13 protein-coding genes are annotated in these 12,149 nt (G+C 70.5%); 5 read left to right on the top strand and 8 right to left on the bottom strand.

The genetic code is table 11. The annotated features are described in order from the left end of the window. The first annotated feature begins 90 nt into the window (after positions 1–90). Both OHA98_RS18495 and OHA98_RS18500 read left to right on the top strand, forming a co-directional pair. Complete coding sequence (locus tag OHA98_RS18495) at positions 91–1,227, top strand: sorbosone dehydrogenase family protein (RefSeq protein WP_266927156.1); 1,137 nt, start codon at positions 91–93, stop codon at positions 1,225–1,227. Between the two features lie 232 nt (positions 1,228–1,459). After that, a complete protein-coding gene (locus OHA98_RS18500; RefSeq protein ID WP_266927157.1) occupies positions 1,460–2,884 on the top strand; it encodes a CoA transferase in 1,425 nt (474 codons plus the stop codon). Positions 2,885–2,937: 53 nt separating this feature from the next. Here OHA98_RS18500 and OHA98_RS18505 read toward each other — a convergent pair whose 3' ends face one another. Then, on the bottom strand, positions 2,938–3,444 hold the full coding sequence (locus OHA98_RS18505; RefSeq protein WP_266927159.1) for an ATP-binding protein: 507 nt from the start codon (positions 3,442–3,444) through the stop codon (positions 2,938–2,940). A gap of 185 nt (positions 3,445–3,629) precedes the next feature. On the opposite strand from OHA98_RS18505, the gene OHA98_RS18510 reads away from it, so the two are divergent. Together OHA98_RS18510 and OHA98_RS18515 are read left to right on the top strand one after the other, a co-directional pair. Next, positions 3,630–3,860 (top strand): DUF397 domain-containing protein, encoded by a 231-nt coding sequence (locus OHA98_RS18510; protein ID WP_266927161.1) that lies wholly within the window; start codon positions 3,630–3,632, stop codon positions 3,858–3,860. 91 nt (positions 3,861–3,951) lie between these two features. Next, a complete protein-coding gene (locus OHA98_RS18515; RefSeq protein ID WP_266927163.1) occupies positions 3,952–4,884 on the top strand; it encodes a helix-turn-helix transcriptional regulator in 933 nt (310 codons plus the stop codon). Between the two features lie 18 nt (positions 4,885–4,902). Here OHA98_RS18515 and OHA98_RS18520 read toward each other — a convergent pair whose 3' ends face one another. From OHA98_RS18520 to OHA98_RS18550, 7 genes are all read right to left on the bottom strand, one after another. Continuing rightward, positions 4,903–5,724 (bottom strand): SAM-dependent methyltransferase, encoded by an 822-nt coding sequence (locus tag OHA98_RS18520; RefSeq protein WP_266927165.1) that lies wholly within the window; start codon positions 5,722–5,724, stop codon positions 4,903–4,905. Positions 5,725–5,878: 154 nt separating this feature from the next. Then, a complete protein-coding gene (locus OHA98_RS18525; RefSeq protein ID WP_266927167.1) occupies positions 5,879–6,322 on the bottom strand; it encodes a hypothetical protein in 444 nt (147 codons plus the stop codon). Positions 6,323–6,380: 58 nt separating this feature from the next. Further along, the gene (locus OHA98_RS18530) at positions 6,381–7,454 is read right to left on the bottom strand and encodes a helix-turn-helix domain-containing protein (RefSeq protein WP_266927169.1); all 1,074 of its coding nucleotides are present in this window, start codon (positions 7,452–7,454) and stop codon (positions 6,381–6,383) included. Positions 7,455–8,226: 772 nt separating this feature from the next. Then, positions 8,227–8,823, bottom strand: a complete 597-nt coding sequence (locus OHA98_RS18535) for a hypothetical protein (RefSeq protein ID WP_266927171.1) — start codon at positions 8,821–8,823, stop codon at positions 8,227–8,229. A gap of 63 nt (positions 8,824–8,886) precedes the next feature. Continuing rightward, positions 8,887–9,027 carry a hypothetical protein gene (locus OHA98_RS18540; protein ID WP_266927173.1) on the bottom strand — a complete coding sequence of 47 codons (141 nt, stop codon included), beginning with the start codon at positions 9,025–9,027 and terminating at the stop codon, positions 8,887–8,889. 62 nt (positions 9,028–9,089) lie between these two features. Next, the gene (locus tag OHA98_RS18545) at positions 9,090–10,343 is read right to left on the bottom strand and encodes a hypothetical protein (protein WP_266927175.1); all 1,254 of its coding nucleotides are present in this window, start codon (positions 10,341–10,343) and stop codon (positions 9,090–9,092) included. Positions 10,344–10,386: 43 nt separating this feature from the next. After that, positions 10,387–10,695: a chaplin family protein gene (locus OHA98_RS18550; RefSeq protein ID WP_266927177.1), complete on the bottom strand. Its 309-nt coding sequence runs from the start codon at positions 10,693–10,695 to the stop codon at positions 10,387–10,389. 365 nt (positions 10,696–11,060) lie between these two features. Between OHA98_RS18550 and OHA98_RS18555 the strand changes: the two genes are divergently transcribed. Continuing rightward, positions 11,061–11,816, top strand: a complete 756-nt coding sequence (locus tag OHA98_RS18555) for an alpha/beta fold hydrolase (RefSeq protein WP_266927179.1) — start codon at positions 11,061–11,063, stop codon at positions 11,814–11,816. Positions 11,817–12,149 lie beyond the last annotated feature (333 nt).

Genomic DNA, 12,149 nt, shown 5'->3' on the forward strand with positions numbered 1-12,149 from the left:
CACCCAGGTTGCGTGCCGGCACGGGCAACACCCGCAGAACTCTGCCCCAAGCAGCCGGGTCCCCCCATTCGCCGCCTCCAGGAGGTCACGGTGAACGTTCGTACCAGAAGCACGGCCATCATCGGCACCATCTGCCTCATCGCCTCCCTCGCCCTAGCCACGGCGTCCGCCGACGAGCCCGCCCCGGCGGATCGGGCGGCGAAGGTCGCGCTCACGAAAGTGGCCACGGCCCAGAGCCCGACCGCCGGTGCCGCCGGACCGGGCGACACGGTCTGGATCGCCGAACGCGCCGGCACCGTACGCGTCCTGGACGGTCAGAACCTCGGCGAGCCGGTCCTCGACATCTCCGACGAGACCACCACCGACGGCGAACGCGGCCTGCTGGGCATCGCGTTCGACAAGGAGTTCGCGCACTTCTACATCTCGTTCACGGACCGTGAAGGCACCAGCACCGTGGACGAGTTCGGTGTGCGGGACGGCAAGCTCCAGCCGGAGACCCGGCGCACCGTCCTGACGCAGACACAGCCGTACTCCAACCACAACGGCGGCGACATCAGGTTCGGCCCCGACGGTTATCTCTACATCGCGTTCGGCGACGGCGGCGGGGGCGGCGACCCGGAGGGCAACGGGCAGAACCTCGGCACGCTGCTCGGCAAGCTGCTGCGGATCGACCCGGCCGGCGGCGAGCCGTACGCGATCCCGGAGGACAACCCCTTCGTCGGCGTACCGAACGCGAAGGGCGAGATCTGGGCGTACGGGCTGCGCAACCCGTGGCGGTTCTCCTTCGACGCGGGCACGGGCGACCTGCTCATCGGCGACGTGGGCCAGAGCGCCTGGGAGGAGATCGACTGGGCCCCGGCGGACAGCGAGGGCGGGGAGAACTACGGCTGGTCCGAGATGGAGGGCAACCACGCCTTCCGGGGCGGCACCGAGCCCGCGAACCACGTCCCGCCGGTCCACGAGTACGACCGCAACGGGCTGGGCTGCTCGGTGACCGGTGGATACGTCTACCGCGGGGACGCCATCTCGGCCCTTGAGGGACAGTACGTGTTCAGCGACTACTGCGACGGCACCATCCGCGCGCTGCGGATCGAGAACGGCGAGGTGACGGGCGAGAGCGACCTCGGAGTCAACGGCGGCGAGGTCATCTCGTTCGTGGAGGGCGGCGACGGCGCGCTGTACGTGCTCGCCATCGGCGGCAGCGTCTCCCGTATCGATCCGGCGTGACCGTCATGGGATGAGGGCCGTACGGAGTATCAGGCCGGGCCCGGTGAGCCGATCCCTCGGCACACCGGGCCCGGCCTGCTTCGCGGCTCGGTCCGCCGTGTCCTTCGGACAACTGCCGGGGCCGGTGAGCGAGGTCCCGGCGCGGCGGTCGAGGTGCGGGCAGGAGAGTGCGGCACCCAGCGAGGCCCCCCCCCGGCATCGCCGCCCCAGGGGCTGCCAGCAGGATGGCCTGATGACGCATACCGAAGATGAGGCGACTGCCTACGCCTGGAACGCTCTCGGCGGGCGGGCCGAACTGGTCGGGGGAGTGTCGTACGCGGGGGCGAGCGGGGTCCTGCCCGCCCGGCTGCCGGTGCGGGAACTAGCACGGGCCACCGTGGGCGTGTGCTCGCTGGCAGCCGCGGAACTGCTCGCGCGGCGGAGCGCGGGAGCCGTTCCGGCGGTACGGGTGCACGAGGCCGCGGTGGCCACGTCGTTCGTCAGCGAGCGACACCTGCGCATCGACGGCCGGGCACCGGCATCGTTCGCACCGCTGTCCGGCTTCTGGCGTGCGGCGGACGGCTGGGTACGCACCCATGCCAACTACCCGCACCACCGGTCCCGCCTGCTGAGCGCACTGGGCCTGCCCGACTCCGGCGATGACCGGACGATGACCGGGCTGCTGTCGGACGAACTGGCCGCGCGCCCGGCACGGTCCGTACAGGAGGCCGTCCACGCGGCGGGCGGCCTTGCCGTGGCGGTGGCCCGGACCCCGATCCGGGCCGGAATCCCGCTGGCCGAGACACGGCTCCTCGGGGAGAGCGGTCCGCGGGCACTCCCGCCGGCCCCGCTGCCGGCCAGCGGTGTGCGGGTCCTCGATCTGACGCGGGTCATCGCCGGTCCGGTCGCGTCGCGCACACTCGCCCTGCTGGGAGCGGACGTACTGCGTGTGGACCCGCCTCAGCTCATGGAGGACGGGGACGCCCACGCCGACACCGGATTCGGGAAGCGGTCGACACTGCTGAACCTCTCCGGCCCCGAGGACCGGCGGGTCTTCGAGGAGCTTCTCGGCTCCGCAGATGTCGTCCTCACCGGGTACCGGCCCGGCGCACTGGACCGGTACGGGCTGGCCCCGGACGCACTCCTCGCCGGGCGCCCCCACCTGATCGTCGCCCAGCTGTGTGCCTGGGGGTGGTCGGGACCCTGGGCGTCGCGGCGTGGTTTCGACAGCCTGGTCCAGGCGGCGAGCGGTATCGCCTCGGTCGAGGCGTCGGCCGACGGCTCCCCGGGAGCGCTGCCCGCACAGGCGCTGGACCATGGCACCGGGTACCTTCTCGCGGCCGCGGTGCTGCGTGCCCTGACCGACCGGCAGACGTCCGGCGGTGGGAGGCATCTGCGGCTGTCCCTCGCCGGTACCGCGTCCTGGCTGCTGCACGGCATCGTTCCGGCACCGCTCGACGGCGAAGCCCACGCCCCGCGGCCCTGGCTGTCCAGGACCGCATCGCCCTACGGCATGCTCGACCACGCGCTGCCGCCCGTGCACTACGACGGGGCACCTCGCAACTGGAGCCGTCCGCCCACCGAGTGGGGCAGCGATCTGCCTGCCTGGGTACGCGTCAGAGCCGGTGCTCGTCCCGCAGACCGGGGGCGCCGGCCCGGCCGGACGACGGAGTCCTGATCGCCGGCCGGCCGCGGTAGGAGGCACCCGGTGCCCCTACCGGTCGGCCCTGTTCAGGCGGGCAGGGGGAACCGGGCCCATACGGCCTTGCCGGACTCGCCGGCGGGTTTCCAGCCCCAGTCCTCACTGAGCGCGTTGACGATGGGGAGTCCGCGGTGGTGTTCGGCCAGGGGTGCCGGCCGGGTGAGACATGGGCGCCGGCCGCTGGGGTCGTAGACGACGCAGAGCAGGCTGTGGGGGCGCCGGGTGAGGGCGAGCCAGACGACGTGGGCGTCCGTCGCGTACGGGGGAGTGCGGCGGCCGTGGCGCACCGCGTTGGCGACGAGTTCGGAGGCGACCTGCACGGCATCCTCGCGCACGGCTTCCAGGCCCCATCTGCGCAGGACGTCGGAGGCGAACCTTCGCGCCTCGTGGAGGCAGGAGGTCGTTTCCCCGATCCGGTACGCGGCGAACGGGGGCGCGCCGAGGCTGAGATGGGCGGTCAGGTCCTGGGGGCCGGGGGTCCGGCCGCGGGGGGCGCGGACCGGGGCGGTGTGCTGCAGGTGGTGGGTCTCCGGCATGTGTGTCTCCCCCCGTCGTGAGCGTGTGCGGCACGCTCACCGCATTTTGTCCCGCTACCTGGCGCCGTGATGCTCGTTTTGAAAGTGCGGCTGAAATTTCAGGACGCCCCTGATCGCACATTCTTTCCCTTTCGGGGGTGGGGAGAAGGTGTGGCGGGGTGGATACAGGAACAGGAGTGAGCGTGATGACGCAGGTCAACGGCGTGAGTGCCGAGGCGATCCCGGGTGCGGTATGGCACAAGAGCATCCGGAGCAATGCCGGGGGGAACTGTGTGGAAGTAGCCCGTCTGGAGGGGGGAGAAATCGCGATGAGGAACTCCCGTTTCCCGGCGGGGCCCGCCCTGGTCTACACGCCGGCGGAGATGCAGGCGTTCCTTCTCGGCGTGAAGGACGGTGATTTCGACTTCGCCCTGTAAGGGCTGCCAGATTTATGGCCAATGGGTGATTCCCGGGACCGGCGCTGCCATACTGACTCCCCAGTGACCGGCTCCCAGGGGAGGTATCGCCATGACCGGCAAGCACGTGGAGACCCTCTCCATACGCGGGTTCGCACCCCGCCCCCACCTGGGCGCGGCGGCCCACCGCAGGGCTCTGGGCGAACATCTCCGCCAGTGCCGCATCGGCGCGAACCTCACCGGCAAGTACGCGGCCCGGAGGATCGGCACATCGGCACCGACGGTGAGCCGGCTGGAGAAGGGCGAGCGCACGGAACACGCGGGCCGTCATGCCACGGCCCTGCTCGGGCTGTGCGGGATCACCGATCGACGGGAGCTCTCCCACGCGCTGTCCATCGCGGCGCAGGGAGAGCGCCCTGATGTCTGGGAGCCGTTCGGCGGCTCAGTGGCCCGCTGGGTGCAGCCGCTGCTCGCCCTGGAGCCGGCGGCGCAGCGCATCATGTCCTACGAGCCGCAGTTGGTTCCCGGCTGGCTGCAGACACCCGAGTACGCCCAGCTGGTGATGCGTGCGGGCTTTCCCGACGCGTCGCAGAAGGAGATCGAGGACCGGGCCGCGGCCCGGGTCAGCCGGCTGAAGATGTTCCTGCGCGCCCAGGACCCGCCCGCACTCGTCGCGGTCATGGACGAGGACGTGCTGCGGCGCCCGGCCGGCAGCCCCGGAGTGATGTACCGGCAGATCGAGCACCTGATCGCCCTTCTCAAGGGCGACCTGCGGCACCGCATCAGCCTGCACATCGCCCCGCTGTCGATGGGGATGACCGGAGCTGTGGGACATCCGATCGTGCACCTGCGGTTCGCGGACGCGCTCCTGTCCGACTTCGTCTATCTGGAGCAGAGCGAGAGTGCCCGGTGCGTCGAGGGCGAGGGCGAGGCCGAGCGCTACCAGTCGAGGATCTTCAGCCTCTCCTGCATGTCCCACCCGGCCGATCAGACCCTCACCCAGCTGGAGGACCGGCTCGACGAGCTGGCCGTCACCCTGTCCTGAACACCGCGCGCCGGGCCGTCAGCGGACGATCCCGGCGCCGCCGAACTCCTCCCACTCGAAACTGCTCTGCGCGGGGGCGTCCGCGGTCTCCGGGGGCCGCCACCGGGACACCTCGACGAGCCCGGGTTCCAGGATGCCGAGGTCGTTCTCCCGGAAGTAGGCATCGACGTCGGCACGCGTCCTCACACGGCCCCAGTGCCCGTGAGTCTCGCGGTCCATGAAGTCGGAGACGCCGTCACGGACCTCCGCGCTCTCGCTGACCAGCTGGCAGATGACCATGATGCTGCCGCTCGCCAGCCGGCTCTTCACCCTGCGGATGAGCTCCAGCGGGCGGTCCGCGTCGGGGATGCAGTGCAGAACCGAGACGAAGAGCGCGGCGACGGGCTCACGGAAGTCGATCAGGCGCGCGACCTGTTCGCTCTCGAAGATCGCCTCGGTGTCCCGCATGTCCGCCTGCAGCACCGCGGTCCGCTCATTGGTCTCCAGGAGCGCGCCGCCGACGGTGCGGACGATCGGATCGGTATCGACATACACCACCCGCGAGGCGGGCCTGACACGCTGTGCGATCTGGTGCACATTGTCCTGGGTGGGAAGACCGGACCCGTGATCGATGAACTGACGGATGCCGTAGTCCTGGGCGAGGGAATGCACCACGCGCCGCAGGAACGCCCTGTTGTTCAGTGCGAGCAGTTTCATGCTCGGCACCTGGCGTAAGAGATCATCGCACGCGGCACGGTCCGCGGCGAAGTTGTCCTTGCCGTCCAGCAGATGGTCGTACATCCGAGCGACGCTCGGTGTCCGCACATCCACCCCGTACGGAAGCCGGTCATCAGCCTGCATCGCATCCCCCGGATGACTGTGCGGCGCGCCCCGGTCGGCGCGCCCGGAGGGGAAAGCGTAGTGAAATTTCAGCGGTGGCACGAGACCACGAACGGCTGACCAAGGTGTTCCTCGGACGAGGGGGAGCACGGAGGAGTGGTGAGAGGCGCGTGTTTCACACTCCGGTCCGCGGTCGCGGCGGCCTGCAGGAACAGGGGACCGGGCCCTCGGCACCCGCGGTGTGCAGGGCCACGAGGAACTCTCCGTGGGGCAGTCCCATGAGCTCGGCCGCCCTGGTGGTCTCCATCCGCAGGTCGGCACGGAGCACGAGCGCGTCGCTCACGCAGCGCCGACGGCAGGAACACGCGCGACCGGTCCCGTCGACGTGGTCCACGCTCTCCGAGAGCATCCGCCAGGCGACCGCCGCCGGGTGCGAGCAGCCCAGGGTGGTGGACCAGCGCACCGCGAGTGCGGTGAGCGTGTCCTCGACCGCCTGCTCGGCGGGGCCGCCCGCACCGAGTCTCGCCGTGGCATAGGCGAGATAGCCCTCCCGGTAGAGGGCACGGAAGGCGTGGAAGGCGATCAGAGCGGTCCTGCCGTCCGTGACGCGCACCGGCATACGGCCGGTCTGCGCAGAGTGGGGCAACCATGTGGTCGTCATGTCATCCGCACCGCCGTCAAGTTGTCGGATCAGTGACCAGGCCGGAAACACGGGAGTCGTCCGCCATGAGAACGCTGTAGTGAATCGCCTCCCACAGCGGCTTGAAATCGGCCGCCTGACCGCCCAGCGCGGTGACGGTCGCACCGAGGATCTCCCACTCGGGCACCGCGTCCCCGTTCAGCACCTGGGCGACGAGCCACGCCGGTACCCGCCCGTTGCTGCGCCGGTGGATCTGCTGGGGTGAAGGACGCGCGGCGGCCAGATGCAGCCCGCGCAGTGCCGCTTTCAGCGAGGCGATGTACTCGGTGACCGTCTGCCGGGCCGGCTGGGTGATGCCGTGGGCGACCTCGCACAGCAGACGCAGCTCCCGGGGCTCCTGGCCCACGATGGTGCACAGATGGCACACCAGGTCCCATGACGGCAGCCGCTCTCCCGACAGGACCCGGGAGATGAAGGAGGGGGACAGCATGGTGAGGTCGGCGATCCTGCGGATGCTGAACCCGCTCTCCCGCTGTGCCTGGGACAGGGCGGCGGCGAGCCGCTGACGGGCGGTCACCGGGGTCCCCGGCGCCGGTCCGTCAGCAGGAACCGCGGTCTTGCTCGGCTGTATGGAGGCCAGCGTCCGGGGGGCCGGCAGCGGCGCGGCCCGCTGCGAGAGCGCCCGGTGGTCCAACTGCCGCCGGACACGGTCCGCCTGCCATTTCGACCTGGCCGTCTCCGCCGTCACATTCACCGCCCGGCCGATGTCGTCCCACCGGGCCCCCCGTGCCCGGCCGGCGAGTACCTCCGCGGCGAGGAAGCAGTCGATCTCGTTCTGCACAGCCCGCGCGCGCTGTACGAGTTCGGCCAGGTCCTCGCCCGCGTACGTGGCCTCCAGCAACGCGCCGGCCAGCCTGTGCAGTTCCGCGGCGATCTCCTGCCCGAGCGACCGCCGGCCCTCGCCCGCGGACGGGCGTTCACGTTCCCTGCGGCGCTGGGCCTGGCGCCGGTGGCCGGCGTCGCAGTAGACGCGCCGGCGCCCGGGACCCTTCGGTTCGGGCAGTTCGGCGCCGCAGAAGCCACAGGTCCGCTTCGCGTCGTCTCGCGGCATGTCGTTCCTCCTCGCACCGCCCGGCCGTCCCGCACCGATGCGGGGGAGACGGCTGTGCGGAGCCGATTACTCCACTTCGGGCGGGGGTGCGTTCCGGTGCGCGAAACGGGTGTCACGCACCCCTGATGGCCAGGCGGACGCCCTGTGGTTCACGGAGCATCCGGTCCATTCGGGCCCGCGGCCGGGAGCAGCGCGGGACGCGGGACGCCCACGCGGGTACTCCCGAAATACCCGGCCCGCACAGCCCCGCCCACGCGCCGTCCGCGGGACTGGTGGAAGGACCGCACGGAGCGCATACGTCACCGGGATGAAGCGTGACAGTGCAGGCACGCGGCCGTGCGAAACCAGCCCTCGTGCCGCTACCGTCATCAGTACTCCGAGACGTTGCGGCGCTTCGGAGCGCATATCGAGAAGGCATGGGCTTCCCCCAGGGAATCTTGTGACGGTCGGAATGCTGAAGAAAAGGGGGGGCGTGGTTCCCAGGTTCACAGGCTCGGCCCAGGCCCCCCTCTCAGACGGGACACTAGCCGGGACGGCCTCTCCTTGGCCACGTACTCATGCCGTAATCCGATATGTGTACCCGGAACGGGACACGAAAAGCCGACGAGGTCGGAATTCCGAACACGTGGCCGACTCGTCGGGTGTGAGGAGCGACCAAAACACGAAAGCGTTGATCGCTTTCTTTCCTTTTCTTATTGAAATCGCGCTGATCTTGACAGCGGGTCAGACAGTGACCACCCTCTGGAATTTCGCCCCACCGATACCGGTCCGCTCACCCTTCCCAGTTCGACCAGGTCAGGTAGTCCGCCCAGAATGCTGTGGTGACGGCAACGACCCGCTGCCCGTTCTCGGTGCTGTCCCGCGGGCCGCCGAACTCCTTGCCCACGTAGTCGATGAGGTCGTATCCGTAGGGGATGATGTCGGCGCCCCGGATCGACAGCACCGGGTGAGCGATTGCTCCCGGGCCGGCCGGCAGATAGCGATGGGAGTGGACGGGGATCAGCTGCGGCACTGACGCCAGGTGCACCCTCGCGCCGGATACCGCGTCCGTCCGCCGGGCGGGACGCGTGCCCCAGGCCGGATGCCAGAAGGCCGCCTCCGCCACGGCGAACAGCACGCCCTCGACCGGCTTGTCGAGCCAGGAACGGAGCTGGACGGCCTTGCCGTAGCGCCAGTCGGGCCACCCCGGTCCGGTGGGCAGCCCCACCGAGAGGAAGGCGCGGTGGTCCTCGGCGAACGCGAACCCGAACCGCGCTTCGATACCGGTCAGTTCCTGCTCCGTCAGACCCGGAAGGATGTGGGTCCGTCCGAGCCTGGCCAGCAGACGTGCCGCCCTGGCGCCGAGCTTCACCCCGAACGAGTCAACCATTTTTGCAGGCTACAGCCCGATGACCTGACACCGAGGAACAAGGTTTTGCGAGCGGCACGTGGGTCAGCGATCGATGGTCCATGCCGTGTCCGGGGGCGGGGTGCTGTGGGAGATGACGTGGCGGACGATCCGGAACGCGTCGTCGAGGGGCACGGTGTCCTCGTCGGGGTACTCGTCGTTCTGTGCGTTCTCCAGCTCGATCATGGGCGGGACCCTTTCACGCGGGCCGGACAGTGGCATGTGCCGCCGGGGCATCCCCCACGTTCTCAGCGGGGGCGGGTCTGGGTGGCCGGTGTACGTGGGGCCAGGAGGAGGTTTTCGTAGGTGTGGTGGTGGCGGGTGGTGGTGCGGTGGTGGAGCAGGGCGGCCGCGCGGGTGTGCTGGCCGGCGTCGATGAGGGCGCGGGCGAGGGTGTCCTGGATGATCTCGCGCTCGACCCGCACTCCGCCGATCCGTTCGGCTTTCTCGCCCAGGCCGGCCAGCAGGTCCACCGCGGCGCGGGGGCGGCCCGCGGTGACTTCGGCCAGGGCCCGCACCACGGGTGCCAGAACCTCCCGGAAGTCGGGGCGTTCGTCGGCGGCGGCCCTGCGGGCCAGGATGTTCAGGTCGTCGGCCGCGGACTCCACGGCCAGGGCCAGGGCGAGGTTGAAGGTATGGAAGACCTCCGCCATCCCGCCCGGTGCGGAGAGCAGTTCCCGGACGTGATCCGGATCGCTGAGGCCGGCCGGTGACTGCCCTGCCAGGAGCAGGCGCCAGTTCGTCGCGGCCCTCATACCGACATCCGTACGCGCCAGTGCCGCATCCGCCCGCCGACGCGCGTCCTCGAAGTCGCCGCAGGCGATGGACTGCAGTGCGGCATGCCAGTTCAGGTGCCGTGACTGCATCGCCCGCGGGTCCGCCAGGAGCCACTGGTCCAGGAAAACGGCACAGGCACGGCCGGCCCCGAGTTCGTGTTCGGCGTGCGCGAGGGCGTGAGCGGCCACCCCCGAGCGCGGGTACAGACCCAGCGCACGCCCGGCCAGTCCATGCGCCTCCCGTACACGTCCCTGCTCCGCCCTGGCCGAGGCCAGCCAGCTCATCCACGGCCAGCTCTCCGGGCCCGCCACCGTCGCCTGCTCCTCCATCAGGGCATCGCCGCGCACCCGGTAGGCGGCATCCCCACAGGCGAAGAACGCGCCCATCATCAGACCGGCCAGCACATCGGCAGGCCACCGCCCGAAATGCCCCGCCAGATGGTCGGCCGTCAGCCGGTACTGCCGGTGCGTATGAAGGAACACCCCGTACACCAGACTGGCCTCCCGCTCACCGACGGCCAGCGCGTCCCGGTGCGCGATCACGAGCTGTTCCTTCAGTACGGTGTCGTCCCAGCGGTCACCGGCCACCAGCGACAGCAGCGCCCGCGCCACACCACAGCCCGGATCCGAACCCACCCACCGGCGCAGCAGAGGCAGCGTCCGCCCGCTCAGGGACAGCAACGCCTCCACCGCCCGCTCCTCCACCGGCACATCCGGCACTGCCACGCCCACCACCGTCGGCCCGGTCACGTCCCGCCCACCGGCCCGTTCACTCGCTGGGGCGGAACAGGGCCGTGCAGACGATGCCGCTGTTGCCGCAGTGGTTGCGCGGCAGACTCAACGGCAGACCGGCCCGATTCCCGCTGCCCACACCGCTCCCGGCGACCGTGGCGCCCTCGGCCCGAGCACCGCCCTGGCTGACACACGTGTTGCCGAACACCGCGTTCCCGATCCCGAGCACATTCGCGTGAGCGGCACCGGCCGGAAGCAACGCCGCCCCCGCCACCGCACCCAGCACCGCCGCCCGCACACCCACACGCCCCGCGCCACCACCCGTACCCCACGTCTCCGTACCCATCACGCCACTCCTCCACCCGGGACCGCCCCGGTGCCCGCAAGATCCGACCCGGCCCGGACGGACCCGGACCGCATCCCGTCAACGAGACACACCCAATTCCGACACGCGGACATCGGGAGACCACCCCCGGGCAGGCCCGGCTCGGTGGGAGGCCCGCGCGCGTGGGGTGCCATCCAGCGTTCCGTCCCCGTGCCGGCCGACGGGTGTGTGAACCCGCGTAACCTCATCGCGTGGCGGGGTGTCGGGCGCTTCACGACCCTTCGGCGTAATCTGCGGAAGTGCCGGAGAGGAACGATGTGTTGACGGTTGGCGCCCCTTCGTCAGGCCGTTCGGTGACCACCACCACGCACGGGAGGACCCACGTCATGAGCATTCCGCACCGTCTGATCGGTTCCGGCGACCACAAGGTCCTGGTGCTTCACGACTGGTTCGGCACGAGCGCCGGGTGGGGGTCCTTCCTGGACTACCTGGACGGCGACACCTTCAGCTACGCCTTCCTGGACTACCGCGGCTACGGTGACCGCAAGGACGTCACCGGCGAGTACACACTCGCCGAGATCGCGGGCGACGCCCTCGCCCTGGCCGACGAGCTCGGCTGGGAGCGTTTCTCCCTCCTCGGCCATTCCATGGGCGGCAAGGCCGTGCAACAAGTGCTGGCACAGGCTCCGCGACGCGTGCGCAAGCTGGTCGGTCTGGCCCCGGTCCCCGCCGGGCCCTACCCGCTGGACGCCGACGGCGAGGCGCTCTTCTACGGCGCCGCGCAGGACCGCGACCGGCGGCTGGCCATCGTGGACCTGGTCACCGGGCAACGGGCGAGCCGAGTGTGGGTCGACCTGATGGTCGACCGCTCCCTGGAGCTCTCGACCCGCGAGGCGTTCGGCGGCTACGTCCAGGACTGGGTCACCGCCGATCTGACGCACCGGATCGTCGGCAATCCCGTTCCGGTCAAGGTCATCGTCGGTGAGCACGATCTGGCCCTCACGGCCGACGTCATGCGCGGTACATGGCTCAGCCTCTACCCGAACGCGGAGCTGGAGGAGATCGCCAACAGCGGCCACTACCCGATGCACGAGACACCGGTGGTGCTGGCGACGGCGATCGAGACGTTCCTGCGCGACTGATCCGGCCGGACGGCGACGCCCCACCTGATGGGGCGTCGCGGTCGGTGAGCGTGGAGGAGACGACGTACGCGGGGGAGGAGTTCATCCAGTCGGCCGTGGGCACCTGCTCGTTGGTGGCATGGGGAAGAAGGGGCTCCACTCCTGATAGGTGTTTGCGGCCCGGCAGAGCCATGTCCGCGTTCTCGGAAAGCCGTCGCAGGGCCGCCCCGGACTCAGCCCTGTTGTACGGCATGTTCCACGTTTCGGGGGCCTCCACCACACCGTCCAGAGGCGAGAACAGACCGGCGATGATCTTCCGCGTGAGGTGCTCCTGCACGGTTGGTCCAGTTGCTG

The sequence above is a fragment of the Streptomyces sp. NBC_00654 genome (assembly GCF_026341775.1).
Taxonomy (GTDB): domain Bacteria; phylum Actinomycetota; class Actinomycetes; order Streptomycetales; family Streptomycetaceae; genus Streptomyces.

Coding starts and splice junctions, on each gene's coding strand:
- OHA98_RS18500 (WP_266927157.1), top strand. CDS start 1,460: ATGACGCATACCGAAGATGAGGCGACTGCCTACGCCTGGAACGCTCTC.
- OHA98_RS18505 (WP_266927159.1), bottom strand. CDS start 3,444: ATGCCGGAGACCCACCACCTGCAGCACACCGCCCCGGTCCGCGCCCCC.
- OHA98_RS18510 (WP_266927161.1), top strand. CDS start 3,630: ATGACGCAGGTCAACGGCGTGAGTGCCGAGGCGATCCCGGGTGCGGTA.
- OHA98_RS18515 (WP_266927163.1), top strand. CDS start 3,952: ATGACCGGCAAGCACGTGGAGACCCTCTCCATACGCGGGTTCGCACCC.
- OHA98_RS18520 (WP_266927165.1), bottom strand. CDS start 5,724: ATGCAGGCTGATGACCGGCTTCCGTACGGGGTGGATGTGCGGACACCG.
- OHA98_RS18525 (WP_266927167.1), bottom strand. CDS start 6,322: ATGCCGGTGCGCGTCACGGACGGCAGGACCGCTCTGATCGCCTTCCAC.
- OHA98_RS18530 (WP_266927169.1), bottom strand. CDS start 7,454: ATGCCGCGAGACGACGCGAAGCGGACCTGTGGCTTCTGCGGCGCCGAA.
- OHA98_RS18535 (WP_266927171.1), bottom strand. CDS start 8,823: ATGGTTGACTCGTTCGGGGTGAAGCTCGGCGCCAGGGCGGCACGTCTG.
- OHA98_RS18540 (WP_266927173.1), bottom strand. CDS start 9,027: ATGATCGAGCTGGAGAACGCACAGAACGACGAGTACCCCGACGAGGAC.
- OHA98_RS18550 (WP_266927177.1), bottom strand. CDS start 10,695: ATGGGTACGGAGACGTGGGGTACGGGTGGTGGCGCGGGGCGTGTGGGT.
- OHA98_RS18555 (WP_266927179.1), top strand. CDS start 11,061: ATGAGCATTCCGCACCGTCTGATCGGTTCCGGCGACCACAAGGTCCTG.